The sequence below is a fragment of the Microbacterium sp. str. 'China' genome (assembly GCF_002993305.1).
GTDB lineage: Bacteria > Actinomycetota > Actinomycetes > Actinomycetales > Microbacteriaceae > Microbacterium > Microbacterium paraoxydans.
In genome coordinates this window covers 2,414,733-2,431,196 of the sequence record NZ_CP027434.1, presented here as the reverse complement: position 1 = coordinate 2,431,196, position 16,464 = coordinate 2,414,733, and the positions used below count along the sequence as shown (strand labels likewise).

Genomic DNA, 16,464 nt, shown 5'->3' with positions numbered 1-16,464 from the left:
CCATCACCATGACGGACATCGACTGGGACGAGCTGCGCCAGGTCGCCGCGGAAGCCATGGCCAAGGCGTACGCGCCGTACTCGCGTTACCGCGTGGGGGCGGCGGCTCTCGTCAGCGACGGGCGGATCGTCGCCGGCTGCAATGTCGAGAACGCCTCGTACGGCGTCACGCTGTGCGCGGAGTGTGCGCTCGTGGGCGACCTGTTCATGTCCGGCGGCGGGCAGCTCGTCGCCTTCGTGTGCGTGAACAACGACGGCGAGACGATCATGCCCTGCGGCCGGTGCCGGCAGCTGCTGTTCGAGCACGCCGTACCCGGCATGCTGCTGGAGACGGTCTCCGGCATCCGCACGATCGACGAGGTGCTGCCCGATGCGTTCGGGCCGCGCGACCTGGAGGAAGCACGATGACCGCTGGACAGGCTCAGGGAGCCATCGAGCAGTTCGACGCGATCGACGTGATCCGCGCCAAGCGGGACGGCGGGGCGGTGCCGGAGCCGGCGCTGCGCTGGATGGTGGACGCCTACACGCGCGGCTACGTGTCCGACGCGCAGATGGCGTCCTTCGCGATGGCGATCTTCCAGCGCGGCATGGAGCGCGACGAGATCCGCGTGCTCACCGACGCGATGATCGCCTCCGGCGAGCGGATGAGCTTCGCGACGCTCGGCAAGAAGACCGTGGACAAGCACTCCACCGGCGGCGTCGGCGACAAGATCACCCTGCCGCTGGCCCCGCTGGTCGCCTCGTTCGGCGTGGCGGTCCCGCAGCTCAGCGGTCGCGGCCTCGGCCACACCGGTGGCACGCTCGACAAGCTGGAGTCGATCCCCGGCTGGCGCGCGGCGCTCAGCAACGAGGAGATGTTCGCGCAGATGCAGGGCGACGTCGGGGCCGTGATCTGCGCCGCGGGCTCCGGTCTCGCTCCCGCCGACAAGAAGCTCTACGCGCTCCGCGACGTGACCGGCACCGTGGAGGCCATCCCGCTGATCGCCTCCAGCATCATGTCGAAGAAGATCGCCGAGGGGACCGACGCTCTCGTCCTGGACGTGAAGTTCGGCTCCGGCGCCTTCATGCAGGACATCGACCGCGCCCGCGAGCTCGCCCGCACGATGGTCGCGCTCGGCACCGACTCCGGCGTCGCCACCACTGCACTTCTGACCGACATGAACGTCCCTCTGGGACGCGCGATCGGCAACGCGAACGAGGTCCGCGAGTCGGTCGAGATCCTCGCCGGCGGAGGACCCGCCGACGTCCGGGAGCTGACCGTCGCGCTCGCCAGGGAGATGCTCGCCCTCGCCGGGCAGCCCGACGCGGACGTGGAGGCAGCGCTGGACGACGGCCGCGCCATGGACGCCTGGAAGGCGATGATCCGCGCCCAGGACGGCGACCCCGATGCGGCCCTCCCGGTCGCGCGGGAGACGCACGTCGTCACGGCGCCCGCGGACGGCATCGTCACCCGGATGGACGCGCTCCCCTTCGGCATCGCCGCCTGGCGTCTCGGCGCGGGCCGTGCGCGGGCCGAGGACCCGGTGATCTTCGAGGCGGGCATCGACCTGCATGCGAAGCCCGGTGACCGGGTGGCCGCCGGGCAGCCGCTGTTCACGCTGTCGGCGGCGGACGAGGCGCGCTTCCCGCGAGCCATCGAGGCGCTCGAAGGGGCCTGGGAGCTCGGCGACGAAGCGCCGACCGTGGGGCCGATCGTCCGCGAGCGCATCACGGCGTGAGGCCCGGGCGCTAGCCTGGACGAACACCCCGCGACCGAGAGGATCCCCATGTCGATCGATGCGAGCGGCGACGTCGCCATCCAGGGCGTCTCCTTGCGGAGCCTGCCGAAGGTGTCGCTGCACGACCACCTGGACGGCGCCGTGCGCCCGGCCACGATCATCGAGCTCGCCGACGCGATCGGTCTCGACCTCCCCGCCTCCGACCCGGCGGCGCTCGGCTCCTGGTTCGCGAAGAAGAGCGACTCCGGATCGCTGGTGGAGTACCTGAAGACCTTCGAGCTCACCACCGCGGTCATGCAGACCCGGGAGGGGCTGACCCGTGTCGCGCGCGAGTTCGTCCAGGACCTCGCGGCCGACGGCGTCATCTACGGCGAGGTGCGCTGGGCACCGGAACAGCACCAGGCCGGCGGTCTCTCGCTGGAGGATGCCGTCGAGGCCGTGCAGCAGGGGATCGAGGAGGGCGAGGACGCGGCGGACCGGGACGGTCGCAGCATCCGCGTCGGACAGCTCCTCACCGCCATGCGGCACACCGACCGTGCCAGGGAGATCGCCGAGCTCGCGGTGGACTTCCGCGGACGCGGCGCCGTCGGCTTCGACATCGCCGGTCCCGAGGACGGCTTCCCGCCGTCGGACCACCGCGCGGCTTTCGACTACCTCGCCGAGAACTTCTTCCCGGTGACCGTGCATGCGGGGGAGGCGGCCGGGCTCGCCTCGATCCGCTCGGCCCTGCTGGACGGTCGTGCGCTCCGCCTCGGACACGGCGTCCGGATCGCCGAGGACCTCGAGGTCGTCACGCAGGAGGGCGACGAGGTGCAGGTGCGCTTCGGCGACCTCGCGCGCTGGGTGCGCGACCGGGAGATCCCGCTGGAGCTCTCCCCGTCGTCGAACCTGCAGACGGGTGCCGTCGCCGCGTGGGGCAAGACGCTCGCCGATCACCCGTTCGACCTGCTCTACCAGCTCGGCTTCGCGGTGACCGTGAACGTGGACAACCGCACCATGAGCGCCACCTCGCTCACCAGGGAACTTGCCCTGCTCGTGCAGACCTTCGAGTACGACCTCGACGACCTCGAGGCCTTCCAGTTCAACGCCGCCGCAGCCGCCTTCCTCCCCGTCGAGGAGAGGGAAGAGCTCGTCGAGATGATCGCCGAGGGCTTCGACGCCTGAGCCGGGGCGACACGACCGATCCGCGCGCCGGAACGGGAGGCGGCGCGCGAGGATGGACACATGCCCGCCTCCGTCTTCCTCGCCGGTCCCGCGTCCTGGAACCGCATGGTCCTTCTCGACCGGCTCCCCGAGCCGGTGCCGCACATGCAGTTCGCGCAGGCGAGCTGGGAGACGATCGGCGGCACGAGTGCGGGCAAGGCGCTGAGCCTGACGGCGCTCGGCCGATCCGTCGTGCTGCATGCCATCGCCGGGGAGGACGAGGATGGGCTCCGGGTGCGTGCGGCGCTGGAGGAGGCCGGGGTGGTCGCGCAGTGGACGGACGGAACCACGGAGCGGCACCTCAACCTGATGACTTCGCAGGGTGACCGGGTGTCGCTGTACCTCTCCACACCGGCGGAGACGACGGGGACGGAGGACGCCGCGTACGCCACGGCGATGACCGCCGCCGACGCCGTCGTGCTCGATCTGGCCGCGGAGCCACGGCGGTTGCTCCCGCTCGCGGCGGCCAGCGGCACGCCGCTCTGGGTCGACGTGCACGACTACGACGGCATCGACGCGTACCACCGGCCGTTCCTGGAGGCGGCCGCGGCGGTGTTCTGCAACGCGGATCGGCTGGCCGCGCCGGTGGAGTTCCTCCGTGCCGCCGTCGCGGACGGAGCGGAGTTCGCCGTGTGCACCCTTGGCGCCGAGGGAGCGGTCGCGGTGGGGGAGGACGGGGCCGAGCTGCGGGTGCCCGCGCTGCCGACCACCGTCGTCGACACCAACGGCGCGGGCGACGCGTTCCTGGCCGGAGTCCTCGACGCGCGGCTGGCCGGTGCGGACCTGGCGTCGGCGCTCTCGGCAGGTGCGCGCTCGGCCGCCGGCGTGCTGACCACCCGGCACCTGCATCCGCTGCTCGATCCCATCCTCGGGGATCCGCGGGCGGCTTAGGGCGCGACCTGCTCCAGGAAGCCGCCGACGACCTCGGTGATCTCGGCGTGCATCTCGTCGCCGTCGATGGTCGGGGTGCCGTCACCGGACTGGGGTCCGTAGTCGCCGAAGGAGGCGTGGGAGGCGCCGTCGATCTCGACGAACTCGGCGTCAGCGGGGAGTTCGGAGCGCGCGTCCGCGATCTTCTCCGGCGTGGAGAGGCCGTCCTCGCTGCCGGAGACGCTCAGTACAGGGAGGTCGGTTCCGGCGAGGTCGGTCGCGCAGTAGGAGGCGAAGAGGACGAGGGCGTCGGCGTCCGTCGCGAGCTGACAGGCGCGCACCCCGCCGAGGGAGTGGCCGCCCACGGCCCAGGTGTCCACGTCGGGCGCGGCGCTCGTGAACGAGTCGAGGCCACGCGGATCGAAGAAGGCCAGATTGAGCCAGGGCCGGGTGATGACGACCGTGGTGCCCTCCTCCGCGAGTCCCTGCAGGATCGACGCATAGGCCCAGGGGTCGACCTTCGCTCCCGGGATGAAGACCAGTCCGCGGTCTGACGCGCCGTCCGCGGGCTCCAGGACGATCCCCTCCTCGGCATCGGTCACCGTGATCGCGGGGTTCTCACGGACGGCGGCGAGCGGTTCGGGCTCCGCGGCCATGACGCCGACCTGGCTCCAGACGAGGATGCCGCCGACGGCGAGGAGGAGGACGATCGCCACACCCCACAGGATTCTCTTCAGGACGCGGCGCCCGGGCTTGTTGTGCACAGCAGCAACGCTACTCCCGCCCGGACGCCGCGTCCTCTCAGCCGGCGAGGGCCGCCTGCCGGAGCGCCACCGCGTCGCGGACGCCGGGGAAGAGCGGGTGCTCCGGATCGAGGCCCGTGGTGCGGACGGTGAATCCGCCGGCATCCTCGGTGCGCAGCAGGGTCTGCAGCTCGACCGCCTGCTCGTCGGCGGGGTCGTCGAACTCCAGTGCGGCGGCGACGGCCGCCACCAGGGCGTCCGTCGACAGTCCGTGCTCGGCCGCCATCGCGGCGGGACCGATGAAGCGCTCGTGCCGGGAGATCTTCCGCAGCGGCTGACGGCCGACGCGCTGCACGGTGTCCACGAGCGCGGGATTGCGGAACCGCTCGAGGATGGTGGCGCGGTACTGCGCCAGCTCCGCGGGGTCGAGACCGTGTTCGACGACCAGCACCGCCGAGGTCTCCTCCAGCGCGGCGGAGACCTGCGCGGCGATCGCCTCGTCCGCGAGGGCGTCCGAGATCCGCTCGATGCCCGCCCGCGCACCGAAGTACGCGGTGGCGGCATGACCGGTGTTCACCGTGAAGAGCTTGCGCTCGATGTACGGCGCGAGGTCGTCGACGAAATGGGCGCCGGGAATGCGCGGCGGGGTGTCGCCGAACGGCCGGGCCTCGATCGCCCACTCGAAGTACGGCTCCACCGTGACGTCGATGCCGCCGCCCTCCGGCTGCGCGGGCACGATCCGGTCGACGGCGGTGTTCGCGAACACGGCGCGGCCGAGCAGCGTATCGGCGTCCGGCCCTGCCGCGGCGACGATCTCCTGCCGCAGCTGATCGGTGGCGCCGATGGCGTTCTCACAGGCCATCACCTGCAGCGGCGCGGCCTCGGGGGAGCGCAGCGCGAGCCCGGCGACGATCGACGGGGCGACGAACCGCAGCACCGTGGGGCCGACGGCGGTCGTGACGACGTCGGCCGTCGCCACCTCCTCCGCCACCACGGCGGGGTCCGTGCGGCTGTTCACCGCACGGAACCCGGAGACGACGTGGTCGGTCCCTCCGGGGCCGGCTTCGTGCACGGTGTACGAGTCCGCCCGGTCGATCGCCTCCACGAGCGCGTCGGCGACGTCGCTGAACACGACCTCGTAGCCGCCCTCGTGCAGGAGCAGGCCGACGAAACCACGCCCGATGTTGCCCGCCCCGAAGTGGACCGCCTTCATCCCTCGTTCACCTCCGAGAGGAGAGCGAACAGCTCGTCCGGCGTCGCCGCCGCTTCCAGCCGCGCGACGTCGTCCTCCTCGGAGAAGAGGATCGCGATGCGCGACAGGATGTCGAGGTGCTCGTCGCCGACGCCGGCGATGCCGATCACGAACCGCGCCTGCTCGCCGTCCCAGTCGACGCCGCCGTCGTAGCGGACGACGGAGAGGGCGGAGGCGAGGATGGCGTCCTTCGCCTCGTTCGTGCCGTGCGGGATGGCCAGCCCGTTGCCCATGTACGTCGACACGGTCTCCTCGCGCTGGCGCATCGCGTCGACGTACGCCGGGGTCACCGCGCCAGCGGCGACGAGGATGTCCGTCGCCTCCTGGAGCGCGTCGTCGCGCGACGCGCCTCCCGGGTGGATGCGGACCTGCTCGGCAGTGAGAACGCTCATTCTTCGTCCTTTCGCTGTTCCTTGACCATCTCGACGACCTCGTCGTACTTCGGCGAGTTCATGAAGTTGTCCACCGAGACGTGCAGGGAGTCGGGCGACTTCGCCGTGGCCCGGTCGGTGAGCTGCTGCTGCGTGATGACCACGTCGGCGGCGCCGTCGAGGTTGGCGATGGCGGCGTTCGTGACGGTGACGCCCTCGATGCCGGCCTTCTTCAGCTTGTTGCGGAGCACGCTGGCACCCATGGCGGACGAGCCCATGCCGGCATCGCACGCGAACACGATGGTCTCGATGGGGGCCGCCGAGACCGCGGTGGTGGCGGGAGCCGGCGTGGTCTCCGGAGCCGTCGTCGCGGTCGAGGTGCGCAGGGCGTCCATCGCCGCGGACGACTTGCCCTTGTTCGCCTCGGTCTGCGCGATGGCCGCGCCGAACGCGTCGCCCTCGGCAGCGAGGTCGCGCTTGCGCGAGGCCCGCAGGATGACGCCGGTGATGAGGAACGTCACGGTCGCCGCGATGATGACCGACAGGTAGACGACGAGGAGGTTGGCGACGCCGGGGCCGATGGCCGCGGCGGTCACGGCGATGATGCTGCCCGGGGCCGCCGGGAAGGCGAGTCCGCCGCCGAGGACCATGTTGGTCGTCACACCGGCCGCTCCACCCGCGATGAGCGCGAGGATCGTGGTCGGCTTGCTGAGCGCGTACGGGAAGTAGATCTCGTGGATGCCGCCGAAGAACTGGATGATGGCGGCACCGGGAGCGGAGGCCTTCGCCGCGCCGACCCCGAAGAAGGTGAACGCGAGCAGCAGACCGAGGCCGGGGCCGGGGTTCGCCTCGATGAGGAAGAGGATCGACTTGCCCGTCTCGGCGGCCTGCTCGATCCCCAGCGGCGTGAACACGCCGTGGTTGATGGCGTTGTTGAGGAACAGCACCTTGGCCGGCTCGACGATGATCGACACGAGCGGCAGCAGGTTGAGCGAGACGAGCCAGTCGACGGCAGCCCCCAGCGCGGCGCTGATGCCGAGCATGACCGGGCCGAAGGCGAAGAACCCGACGATGGCGAGGATCATGCCCAGGATGCCGGCGGAGAAGTTGTTGACGAGCATCTCGAAGCCGGGGCGGATCTTGCCGTCCCACAGCTTGTCGACCTGCTTCATGATCCACGCGGCGATCGGGCCCATGATCATGGCGCCGAGGAACATCGGGATGTTCGTCCCGACGATCACCCCGACGGTCGCGATCGTGGCGACCACGCCACCGCGCTCGCCGTAGACCATGCGTCCGGCCGTGTTCGCGATCAGGAGGGGCAGCAGGTAGGTGACCATCGGCCCGACCAGGCCGACGTAGGCCAGGATGTTGCCGTCCGCGCCCTCAGCGACCGCGGTCATCGCGCCCTGCCAGCCGAGGACGGCGGAGTCGCCGCCGCCGCCGATGATCTCGGCGACGCCGGCCCAGTGCCAGCCGAACGGGCTCTCGGCCCCGAAGAAGCCCTTCGGGATGAAGAGCATCGTGATGAAGCCCCAGGCGATGAAGGCCGCGATGTTCGGCATGATCATGCCGGAGAGGAACGTGCCGAAACGCTGCACGCCCACGCGGAGGCCACCGGGGGCGGTGGCGGCGGGTGACGTCGTCGTCATGATGTGGTCTCTTTCTGATGAGGGGGGAGTGCCACGGCGAGGGTCGCCGCAGCGGTGCGGGCGGAGGGGGCGTCGTCCGCGCCGAGCGCGGCTTCCGCGAGGCGGACGGCGTCCTCGCGAGTCCGGGCGGCGAGCGCCTGGCGGACGTCGGCGAGGGCGGACGGCGCCATGGAGAGGCTCGTCGCGCCGAGGCCCACGAGGACGACGGCGAGCAGCGGATCGGCCGCGGCCTCGCCGCAGATGCCGACCGGCTTGCCGAGACGGGCGCCGGCCGCGCCGACCTCGCGCACCAGGCGCAGCACCGCGGGGTGCCAGGGATCCTGGAACGACGCGACGGAACCGAGCAGCCGGTCCGCGGCCATCGTGTACTGGGTGAGGTCGTTGGTGCCGATCGACGCGAAGTCCGCGTGCCCGAGCACCCGGTCGGCGAGCAGGGCGCTGGAGGGCACCTCGACCATGACGCCGGCCGTCTTCAGCCCGTACTCGCGGGCGAGGCCGGTGAAGTACACGGTCTCCTCGACGGTGGCCACCATGGGTGCCATGACCCACAGGTCGGCGTCGGTCACCGCGTCGGCCTCGGCCAGCGCGGTCAGCTGCTCGCGGAGGATGTCCTCGCTCGCGCGGAGTGCCCGCAGGCCGCGCAGTCCCAGGGCCGGATTCTCCTCGTGTGCGTCGTTGAGGAAGGCCAGCGGCTTGTCGGCCCCCGCGTCGAGCATCCGCACGACGACCTTCTTGCCGGGGAACGCCTCCAGCAGCTCGCGATAGGCGTCCCGCTGCTGGGCGACCGTCGGCGCCTGCGACGCCGAGAGGAACAGGAACTCCGTCCGGAACAGGCCGACGCCCTCGGCCCCCCGAGCGACCGCGTCGGCGGCATCGGCAGGCTTCCCCAGGTTCGCGAGCAGCGCGACCGGTGTGCCGTCGGCGAGCGCACCGGGGGTGAGCGGGGCGTCGTCGGCGGCGCGGCGGGCGGCGGCGCGCTCGGCGGCTCGGGCGCGCTCGTCGTCGGTCGGCTCGCGGGTGATGACACCCGCGGCCGCGTCGACGATCACGGTCTCCCCGGTCGTCAGGGCGTGCCCGTCGCCGACGCCGACCACGGCCACGATGCCCTTCTCCCTGGCGAGGATCGCCGTGTGGGAGGTCGGGCCGCCGTCGGTGGTGACGAGGGCGAGCACCTGGTCGAGGTTCAGCAGCGCAGTGTCGGCGGGCGCGAGGTCACGCGCCACGAGGACGAACGGGTGCCCAGGATCGGGGACGCCGGGGGCCTCCACGCCGCGCAGCCGGGCGAGCACCCGCTGGGCGATGTCGTCGAGATCAGCGGCGCGCTCGCCGAGGTAGCCGCCGACGGCTTCGAGCGTGGCCCGGAAGCCGGCGAAGGCGTCGTGCACGGCCCATTCCGCGGTGGCGCCGGCGTCGATCCTGCTGTCGACCTCGTCCTGCAGGGTGGGGTCCTCGGCGATCATCGCCTGCGCCTCGAGCACCTCCTGCGCCGCACCACCGGCGGCCTCGCCGCGCTGGGTCAGCTCCTGCGCCACGACGGCGACGGCCTCGCGGACCCGCGCGCGCTCGGCATCCGCCCCCGCGGTGCTCGGTGTGTTCTCGGGCGCGGGCAGCGCCTCGGTCATGCGGACGACCGGTCCCTGCGCGACGCCGAGACCGATCCCCACCCCTCGCAGCGCGCTCATCCGGCGGCGTCCTGGTCGTGGTCGGTGGTCAGCAGCTCGGTGAGCGTGTCCAGGACGCCCTCCGCGCCGTCGCCCTCGGCCGTGAGCGTCACGTAGTCGCCGTGCTCGATGGCCAGGGCGATCACCCCGAGGATGCTCGCGGCGTTGACCGGCTTGCCGGAATCCTTGGCGATCGTGACCGCGAGGCCGGAGTCCTTCGCGGCCTGGGCGAAGATCTTGGCGGGCCGGGCGTGCAGTCCGTGCGAAGAGCCGATGCGGACGGTGCGGGTGGCGGTCATGGTGTTCCTTTCGGGGCCCCGCCGGCGGCGGCGAGGGTCGACTGGGCGAGGAGAAGCGTGCGGCCGCCGTCGCGATCGGCGAACACGTCGTCCGGCAGGACCGCGACGGGCGCGCGGGTCAGGTCGCGGATGGCGCCGAGGCGCTCACGAAGGTGCGGACCCACGAGGACGAGGTCGTGTCCGCCGACGGGGACGGTGCTCTCGACACCGGCGTCCGCGTCCCAGTCCAGTCCCGCCGCGGCGGCGGCGGTGCGCAGGCGCTGTGCGACGAATGTGCTCGACGCGCCGGCGCCGCAGACCACGAGAATCCTCATCGATGTCACCTTCCTGAGAACAGTCTGGGAAATCAGGCCGCGGTGGCACCAACACGTTCTCTTCCGCCCCTGCGGAACCCTGCTCGCCGCGCCCGTGTCGCCGGAGGCTGTCATCATGGAGAGCAGTCGGACAGTGCCGTCAGCACGGGAACTCGGAGGGATCATGTCGCGCCAGCGTCAGGACCAGCTCCTCGCCGCCCTGCTGCGCGAGGAGGGCTGGGCGACCGCGGGCACGCTGGCCGACCTCCTCGGTGTGACGCCCCGGAGCATCCGTTCCTACGTCGCGGCCCTGAACGCCCGCACGCCCGGCGCCGCTGTCGTCGAGTCCGGCCCGGCGGGCTATCGGGCGGGCCCCGGCGCCCGCGGTGCGCTCCGGGTGCGGCAGGGCGGCGACTCCGCGCCCCGCGAACGGCTGCACGCCCTGGTCCGGCTGCTGCTGGACGAGGAGGAGGGGATCGACGTCTTCGACACGGCGGACGCCCTGCACGTGAGCGAGGCGACGCTGGAGGCGGACCTCGTGCGCGTCCGCGGGCTCCTCGACGGCACCGACCTGACGCTCGAACGTGCACGGGAGCGGGTGCGGCTCCGCGGAGACGAGGCTGCCCAGCGCCGGCTGCTCAGCCGCCTCGCGCACGACGAGATGGACGACGCCTCGTTCCACCCCGAGATCTTCCGGCGAGCCCTCTCCGGGACCGCAGTCGATGCGCAGGCAGTCGGACCCTTCAAGTCCGCCCTGGTGGGCGAGCTCGGCGAGCTCGGCTACTACGTCAACGAGCTCGCGATCGCCGACGTCCTGCTGCATATCGCGATCGCCGCCGAGCGAGTGGCCGCCGGGCGCGCCCTCGACGCGCCGCCGGTGGGAGCCCGACCGGAGATCCCGCGGGTGGGAGCGGTGATCGCCCGCCTCGCGGCCGAGCACTTCGCCGTGGTCCTTGGCGAGGGGGACAGCGGTCACCTCGCCTCCCTGGTCCTCACCCGGATCGTCGCCCCCGGTGGCGAGGCGGCGCAGGAGCTCGCCCGCAGCGGCGTGGCCCCGGACGTGGAGGCGGCGGTCCGAGCGGAGATCGCGCGGGCCGCGGAGGACTACCGCGTCGACCTCGTCGACGAGACCTTCGTGCTCCGTCTCGCGCTGCACGTGCAGAACCTCCTGCGTCGTGCCGAGGAGAGTGCGCTCACCCGGAATCCGCTCACCCGCTCGCTGAAGACGACGTACCCGATGATCTTCGAGGTCGCGGTGTCGATCGCGAGCGGTCTGCACGACCGGCTTGGCACGCCCATCCACGATGACGAGATCGCCTACATCGCCATGCACGTCGGTGGCCGGCTGGAACGGAGCCGCAAGGCGGAGTCCATCCTCACCGCGACCATCGTCTGCCCGGGCTACTACGAGCTCCACGAACTCCTGCGCTCGAGTGTGGACCGCTCGCTGGGCTCCGCGATCGAGGTCACCAGCGTCGTCACGAACGTCGACCCGGACTGGGCGTCGTTCGACACCGACCTCGTGCTGAGCACGATCGAGCCCGGGGCCGCGGGCGACCGCTTCGTGCGCATCCAGCCGTTCCTCACCGACGCGGACGTCGACCGCATCCAGCAGGCCGCAGGGCGCCTGCGCCGGGGGCGGCGGCTCGCCCGGCTCCGGGAGGAGCTCGCGCGCTACTTCCACCCCGACGCCTTCGTGCATCCCCTCCCGGACGAAGGGGAGGAGGCCATCATCCGGCGGCTCGGCGCGCCCCTCGTGCGGGCCGGCCTGATCGGTGACGACTACGTGGAGAACACGATCGTCCGGGAGCGCATGTCCTCCACGGCGTTCACCGACGCGCTGGCCGTGCCGCACGCGCTGCAGATGACCGCGGCTCGCACGGCGATCGCGCTCGGCGTGGCGGAGGGGTCGGCGGCCTGGGGCGACGGAAGGGTGCAGGTCGTCGCGCTGGCCGCCTTCAGCGAGAGCGACCGCGCCGCCTTCCAGACCGTCTTCGAGCAGCTCGTGGAGGTGTTCAGCGAGCGCGAGAGCGTGCAGCGGATCGTCCGGCGCAGCGCGACCTTCGAGGGTTTCCTCGACGAACTCGTCGCCGTGATCGACGGCTGAGGCTCAGGCGTCGGGGGCGAGCACGAGGGCGAGCTGGTCGAGGACGCTCTCCGAGGCCGGGCCGGCCGGCGTCTCCAGGGTCACGGCGTCGCCGGATGCGAGGGCGAGGTCCATCACCGCGAGGACGCTGCGCAGATCCACGGACGTGCCGTCCGCGGTGCGCAGCGTGACGGGGAGCTCGTGCGCCTGCGCGAGGCGCACGAGCTCCGCGACCGGTCGTGCGTGCACGCCGTTGTGAGCGCTGACGACGACATGGCGGACGGGCATGGTCAGGAGCGCTCGTCCAGGAGGACCCGGACGCCCGCCTCCAGCTCGGCGACGGCCGCCGCGGCCGCCTCGGCGGAATCACCCGTGGCGTCGATGTACACCTTGAGCTTTGGCTCCGTGCCGCTCGGCCGGACGATCACCCGGGATCCGTCCGAGAGCCGGTACCGCAGCACGTCGCCGGAGGGCTGCCCGGGAGCGCTCTGCAGCAGGTCCTCGGCCGACGCGATCGAACGCCCCGCGATCTGCGTGGGCGGAAGCGAGCGCAGCGACAGCATCACCGTGCCGATGAGCGACAGGTCCGCCACCCGCACCGACACCTGCGCGCTCGCGAAGTGCCCGTACGTGTCGCCGACCTCGCGGACGAGATCGGCGAGGGTGACCCCGCGCTCCTGGGCTTCGGCGGCCAGCCCGAGCACGGCGACCGCGGCGGAGATGCCGTCCTTGTCGCGCACGGTCTCGGGGTTGACGAGGTAGCCCAGGGCCTCCTCGAAGCCGAAGACGATGCCAGGGGCCCGGGAGATCCACTTGAACCCGGTGAGCGTCTCGTGGAAGTCCAGCCCGTGCTGCGCGGCGATGGCGCCGAGCCCGGGGGAGGAGACGAGCGAGCAGGCGAGCGAGGCGCCCGGGGTGCCGTCCGCGGCGCGCGCGGCGCGGGCACCGAGCAGCAGGCCGACCTCGTTCCCCGTGAGACGGCGCCAGCCGTCCGCGGCGGTCTCGTCCGGGATGGCCACGGCGAGGCGGTCGGCGTCCGGGTCATTGGCGAGGATGAAGTCCGCCTTCGCCCTCCTGGCCGTGGCGAACGCGAGATCCATGGCCCCCGGCTCCTCCGGGTTCGGGAAGGACACCGTGCGGAACGTCGCGTCCGGATGCAGCTGCTCGTCGACCACGACGGGCCGCGGGTAGCCGGCGGCGTCGAGGATGCGGGCGACCGTCTCCCAGCCGACGCCGTGCATCGCGGTGTAGACCCAGCGCAGGCGGCGGGCCCCCGCGGGCGCCGGGGCGACGGCGGCGGTGGCGGCGACGTAGGCCTCGATGAGGTCCTCGCCCGCGGTCTCGTAGGCGGTGGACCGCGGTAGAGCCCGCACGTCGCCGCTGTCCGCGACCCGCTGGATGTGGGCGGCGATCTCGGCGTCGGCGGGAGCGACGATCTGCGAGCCGGCATCCGCCCCGCCGAGGTACACCTTGTAGCCGTTGTCGTCGGGCGGGTTGTGGCTTGCGGTCACCATCACGCCGGCATCGGCGCCGAGGTGACGCACGGCGAAGGCCAGCACGGGTGTCGGCAGCAGGCGGGGGAGCAGGATCGCGCGCAGGCCGGCCCCGGCGAACAGCTCCGCGGAGTCCTGGGCGAACACCCGGGAGTTCCGGCGTCCGTCGTAGCCGATCACGACCGTCGGCGTCGCCCCGGCGGCCCGCTCGCGCAGGTACGCCGCGAAGCCCGCGGCGGCCTGGGAGACGAGCACCCGGTTCATCCGGTTGCTTCCCGCTCCGAGCGCGCCGCGGAGCCCCGCCGTGCCGAACGCGAGACGACTGCCGAAGCGGTCGTCGAGCTCCGCCGCGGCGGCCTCGTCCCCGGAGGCGGCCCGTGTGACGATGCCGGCGAGCTCGTCGCGGGTCTGCGGGTCGGGGTCCTGGCGCAACCAGGCGCGGGCCTGGGCGAGCCGCTCCTCGCTCACAGGGCCTCGACCACCCGGGCCAGCAGGGCGGAGATCACCGGCTCCGCCTCGCGACCGGCTTCGATGACCTCGGCGTGGCTGAGCGGCGTCTGCTGGATGCCGGCGGCGAGGTTCGTGATGAGTGAGAACCCGAGGATCTCCATGCCGGCCTCGCGCGCGGCGATCGCCTCGAGCGCGGTGGACATGCCGACGATGTGGCCGCCGATGTGCTTCGCCATCTGCACCTCAGCCGGGGTCTCGTAGTGCGGGCCGCGGAACTGCGTGTAGACGCCCTCGTCGAGCGTGGGGTCGACCGTCCGGGCGATGTCGCGCAGGCGCTTCGCGTACAGGTCGGTGAGGTCGATGAACGTCGCGCCCTCCAGGGGCGAGTCGGCGGTGAGGTTGATGTGGTCGCTGATCAGCACCGGCTGACCGGGCTTCCACGTCTCGCGGATGCCACCCGCGCCGTTGGTGAGGACCATGATCTTCGCGCCGGCAGCTGCGGCGGTACGGACGCTGTGCACGACCCGGCGCACGCCGTGGTTCTCGTAGTAGTGCGTGCGGGCGCCGATGACGAGGACGTTCTTCCCGCCCGGGGTCCGGATGCTGCGCAGCGTGCCGACGTGGCCCTCGAGAGCGGGCTTCGAGAATCCGGTGACCTCGGTCGCGGGGATCGTCGCCACGGTCTCGCCGATGAGGTCGGCCGCCTTGCCCCAGCCGCTGCCGAGCGTGAGGGCGATGTCGTGCTTCTCGACGCCGGTCAGCCGCGCGATGTCGGCGGCGGCTTCGGCTGCGACCTCGAACGGGTTCGCAGCGGGGTCATCGAGGGGGTTGCTGTGGGTTTCAGGCATGGATCCACTCTAGGAAGTGGCAGGCTCCGGTGCCAGGATTGCGGAAGAATGGAGAGCATGTCTTCCACCACTTTCGAGCGCACTCAGCGCGTCGCCGTCCTCGGCGGCGGACCCGGCGGTTACGAGGCGGCCCTGGCAGCCGCCCAGCTCGGAGCGGAGGTCACCCTCGTCGAGCGCGTCGGTGTCGGCGGTTCGGCCGTGCTCACCGACGTCGTGCCGTCGAAGAGCCTCATCGCCACGGCGGACGCCGCGGTCGCCATCTCCGAGGCCAGCGACCTCGGCGTGAACTTCTACGCCAAGGGCGAGAACGGCAAGCCGCTCAAGCCGGAGATCGCCATCAACCTCGCCGCCGTGAACAAGCGCCTCGTGGCGCTGGCCGGTCAGCAGTCCGAGGACATGCGCACCACCCTCCTCGATGCGGGCGTGCGGATCCTCTCCGGTCACGGCCGGCTGGAGGGTCCGAACGCCATCGTCGTCTCCACCGGCGAGCGCGGCACGGACTTCGACCGCGTCGAGGCCGACACCATCGTCGTCGCGGTCGGCGCCTCGCCGCGCGAGCTCGACTCCGCCAAGCCCGACGGCAAGCGCATCCTCACGTGGACTCAGCTCTACGACATGAAGGCGCTGCCCGAGCACCTCATCGTCGTCGGCTCCGGCGTGACCGGTGCGGAGTTCGCCTCCGCCTACATGAACCTCGGTGCGAAGGTCACGCTCGTCTCCAGCCGCGAGCAGGTGCTCCCCGGCGAGGACCAGGATGCGGCGCGCGTGCTGGAGAAGGTGTTCAAGCGCGGCGGCATGCAGGTGCTGTCCAAGTCGCGGGCCGAGAAGGTCGAGGTCGTCGGGGACGGCGTCACCGTGACCCTGTCGGACGGCCGCACGGTCGAGGGCAGCCACTGCCTCATGGCGGTCGGCTCCATCCCGAACACTGCGGGCATCGGCCTGGAGGAGGCCGGCGTCGAGCTCGACGACTCCGGTCACGTCCGGGTGAACCGCGTCGCGCGCACCTCGGTGCCGAACGTGTACGCGGTGGGGGACTGCACGAACTTCTTCCCGCTGGCCTCGGTGGCCTCGATGCAGGGGCGGACGGCGGTGTTCCACGCGCTGGGCGACATCGTCATCCCGCTCGAGCTCATCAAGATCACCTCCAACATCTTCACGGCGCCGGAGATCGCGACCGTCGGCTACGGCGTCAAGGACGTGGAGGACGGCCTCGCCGACGGCATGGTCTACAAGCTCCCGCTCGCCGCCAACCCGCGCGCGAAGATGATGGGCATCAAGGACGGCTTCGTCAAGCTCATCGCCCGCAAGGGGTCCGGCACCGTCATCGGCGGCGTGATCGTGGCCCCGAAGGCGTCGGAGCTCATCTACCCCATCGCGATCGCGGTCGAGCGCCGTCTCACCGTCGACCAGGTCTCGCGGGTCTTCGCCGCGTACCCCTCGCTCTCGAGCAGCATCACCGACGCGAGCCGCGCGATGCACCTCGTGAACATCTCCTGACCCGAGACCCCCCGCAATCGCCGAGACCC

16 protein-coding genes are annotated in these 16,464 nt (G+C 72.0%); 6 read left to right on the top strand and 10 right to left on the bottom strand.

Annotated elements, in window-relative coordinates:
* The first annotated feature begins 8 nt into the window (after positions 1 to 8).
* From C6C15_RS11715 to C6C15_RS11700, 4 genes are read left to right on the top strand one after another with little or no spacing between them, the layout of a single operon-like run.
* Positions 9 to 407, top strand: coding sequence for a cytidine deaminase (locus C6C15_RS11715; protein ID WP_105950175.1), 399 nt, complete (start codon positions 9 to 11; stop codon positions 405 to 407).
* On the top strand, positions 404 to 1,717 hold the full coding sequence (locus C6C15_RS11710; RefSeq protein WP_060921497.1) for a thymidine phosphorylase: 1,314 nt from the start codon (positions 404 to 406) through the stop codon (positions 1,715 to 1,717). The genes C6C15_RS11715 and C6C15_RS11710 overlap by 4 nt, the downstream gene beginning before the upstream one ends.
* Before the next feature lie 48 nt (positions 1,718 to 1,765).
* A complete protein-coding gene (locus tag C6C15_RS11705; RefSeq protein WP_060921498.1) occupies positions 1,766 to 2,881 on the top strand; it encodes an adenosine deaminase in 1,116 nt (371 codons plus the stop codon).
* 60 nt (positions 2,882 to 2,941) lie between these two features.
* A complete protein-coding gene (locus tag C6C15_RS11700; RefSeq protein WP_105950174.1) occupies positions 2,942 to 3,811 on the top strand; it encodes a carbohydrate kinase family protein in 870 nt (289 codons plus the stop codon).
* Here C6C15_RS11700 and C6C15_RS11695 read toward each other — a convergent pair.
* Genes C6C15_RS11695 through C6C15_RS11665 form a run of 7 tightly spaced genes read right to left on the bottom strand, consistent with a single transcriptional unit; the run spans position 3,808 to position 10,082 of the window.
* Positions 3,808 to 4,554, bottom strand: a complete 747-nt coding sequence (locus tag C6C15_RS11695) for an alpha/beta hydrolase (protein WP_234024139.1) — start codon at positions 4,552 to 4,554, stop codon at positions 3,808 to 3,810. The two genes, C6C15_RS11700 and C6C15_RS11695, sit on opposite strands and share 4 nt — an antisense overlap.
* Before the next feature lie 37 nt (positions 4,555 to 4,591).
* Positions 4,592 to 5,746 carry a mannitol-1-phosphate 5-dehydrogenase gene (locus C6C15_RS11690; RefSeq protein ID WP_105950172.1) on the bottom strand — a complete coding sequence of 385 codons (1,155 nt, stop codon included), beginning with the start codon at positions 5,744 to 5,746 and terminating at the stop codon, positions 4,592 to 4,594.
* Positions 5,743 to 6,177 carry a PTS sugar transporter subunit IIA gene (locus tag C6C15_RS11685; RefSeq protein ID WP_025105671.1) on the bottom strand — a complete coding sequence of 145 codons (435 nt, stop codon included), beginning with the start codon at positions 6,175 to 6,177 and terminating at the stop codon, positions 5,743 to 5,745. Before C6C15_RS11685 ends, C6C15_RS11690 begins: the two co-directional genes overlap by 4 nt.
* Positions 6,174 to 7,808, bottom strand: coding sequence for a PTS mannitol transporter subunit IICB (locus C6C15_RS11680; RefSeq protein WP_105950171.1), 1,635 nt, complete (start codon positions 7,806 to 7,808; stop codon positions 6,174 to 6,176). The genes C6C15_RS11685 and C6C15_RS11680 overlap by 4 nt, the downstream gene beginning before the upstream one ends.
* Positions 7,805 to 9,490, bottom strand: a complete 1,686-nt coding sequence (gene ptsP / locus C6C15_RS11675) for a phosphoenolpyruvate--protein phosphotransferase (RefSeq protein ID WP_105950170.1) — start codon at positions 9,488 to 9,490, stop codon at positions 7,805 to 7,807. Before ptsP ends, C6C15_RS11680 begins: the two co-directional genes overlap by 4 nt.
* Positions 9,487 to 9,768, bottom strand: a complete 282-nt coding sequence (locus tag C6C15_RS11670; protein WP_071329668.1) for an HPr family phosphocarrier protein — start codon at positions 9,766 to 9,768, stop codon at positions 9,487 to 9,489. The genes ptsP and C6C15_RS11670 overlap by 4 nt, the downstream gene beginning before the upstream one ends.
* The gene (locus C6C15_RS11665; RefSeq protein ID WP_060923562.1) at positions 9,765 to 10,082 is read right to left on the bottom strand and encodes a PTS sugar transporter subunit IIB; all 318 of its coding nucleotides are present in this window, start codon (positions 10,080 to 10,082) and stop codon (positions 9,765 to 9,767) included. The genes C6C15_RS11670 and C6C15_RS11665 overlap by 4 nt, the downstream gene beginning before the upstream one ends.
* 163 nt (positions 10,083 to 10,245) lie before the next feature.
* Between C6C15_RS11665 and C6C15_RS11660 the strand changes: the two genes are divergently transcribed.
* A complete protein-coding gene (locus tag C6C15_RS11660; RefSeq protein WP_105950169.1) occupies positions 10,246 to 12,168 on the top strand; it encodes a BglG family transcription antiterminator in 1,923 nt (640 codons plus the stop codon).
* Positions 12,169 to 12,171: 3 nt separating this feature from the next.
* On the opposite strand, the gene C6C15_RS11655 is transcribed toward C6C15_RS11660, so the two are convergent.
* Genes C6C15_RS11655 through C6C15_RS11645 form a run of 3 tightly spaced genes read right to left on the bottom strand, consistent with a single transcriptional unit; the run spans position 12,172 to position 14,938 of the window.
* Complete coding sequence (locus C6C15_RS11655) at positions 12,172 to 12,435, bottom strand: HPr family phosphocarrier protein (RefSeq protein ID WP_105950168.1); 264 nt, start codon at positions 12,433 to 12,435, stop codon at positions 12,172 to 12,174.
* A 2-nt stretch (positions 12,436 to 12,437) separates the two neighbouring features.
* Entirely contained in the window at positions 12,438 to 14,108 is a 1,671-nt protein-coding gene (locus C6C15_RS11650) for a phospho-sugar mutase (RefSeq protein ID WP_105950167.1), read from the bottom strand.
* Positions 14,105 to 14,938 carry a purine-nucleoside phosphorylase gene (locus tag C6C15_RS11645; RefSeq protein ID WP_060923622.1) on the bottom strand — a complete coding sequence of 278 codons (834 nt, stop codon included), beginning with the start codon at positions 14,936 to 14,938 and terminating at the stop codon, positions 14,105 to 14,107. Before C6C15_RS11645 ends, C6C15_RS11650 begins: the two co-directional genes overlap by 4 nt.
* A gap of 48 nt (positions 14,939 to 14,986) precedes the next feature.
* Between C6C15_RS11645 and C6C15_RS11640 the strand changes: the two genes are divergently transcribed.
* Complete coding sequence (locus C6C15_RS11640) at positions 14,987 to 16,435, top strand: NAD(P)H-quinone dehydrogenase (protein WP_060923621.1); 1,449 nt, start codon at positions 14,987 to 14,989, stop codon at positions 16,433 to 16,435.
* Positions 16,436 to 16,464 lie beyond the last annotated feature (29 nt).

Bases quoted from the DNA above. Each gene is read 5' to 3' on its own strand.
- C6C15_RS11715 (WP_105950175.1), top strand. From the start codon at position 9: ATGACGGACATCGACTGGGACGAGCTGCGCCAGGTCGCCGCGGAAGCC.
- C6C15_RS11710 (WP_060921497.1), top strand. From the start codon at position 404: ATGACCGCTGGACAGGCTCAGGGAGCCATCGAGCAGTTCGACGCGATC.
- C6C15_RS11705 (WP_060921498.1), top strand. From the start codon at position 1,766: ATGTCGATCGATGCGAGCGGCGACGTCGCCATCCAGGGCGTCTCCTTG.
- C6C15_RS11700 (WP_105950174.1), top strand. From the start codon at position 2,942: ATGCCCGCCTCCGTCTTCCTCGCCGGTCCCGCGTCCTGGAACCGCATG.
- C6C15_RS11690 (WP_105950172.1), bottom strand. From the start codon at position 5,746: ATGAAGGCGGTCCACTTCGGGGCGGGCAACATCGGGCGTGGTTTCGTC.
- C6C15_RS11685 (WP_025105671.1), bottom strand. From the start codon at position 6,177: ATGAGCGTTCTCACTGCCGAGCAGGTCCGCATCCACCCGGGAGGCGCG.
- C6C15_RS11680 (WP_105950171.1), bottom strand. From the start codon at position 7,808: ATGACGACGACGTCACCCGCCGCCACCGCCCCCGGTGGCCTCCGCGTG.
- ptsP (WP_105950170.1), bottom strand. From the start codon at position 9,490: ATGAGCGCGCTGCGAGGGGTGGGGATCGGTCTCGGCGTCGCGCAGGGA.
- C6C15_RS11670 (WP_071329668.1), bottom strand. From the start codon at position 9,768: ATGACCGCCACCCGCACCGTCCGCATCGGCTCTTCGCACGGACTGCAC.
- C6C15_RS11665 (WP_060923562.1), bottom strand. From the start codon at position 10,082: ATGAGGATTCTCGTGGTCTGCGGCGCCGGCGCGTCGAGCACATTCGTC.
- C6C15_RS11660 (WP_105950169.1), top strand. From the start codon at position 10,246: ATGTCGCGCCAGCGTCAGGACCAGCTCCTCGCCGCCCTGCTGCGCGAG.
- C6C15_RS11655 (WP_105950168.1), bottom strand. From the start codon at position 12,435: ATGCCCGTCCGCCATGTCGTCGTCAGCGCTCACAACGGCGTGCACGCA.
- C6C15_RS11645 (WP_060923622.1), bottom strand. From the start codon at position 14,938: ATGCCTGAAACCCACAGCAACCCCCTCGATGACCCCGCTGCGAACCCG.
- C6C15_RS11640 (WP_060923621.1), top strand. From the start codon at position 14,987: ATGGAGAGCATGTCTTCCACCACTTTCGAGCGCACTCAGCGCGTCGCC.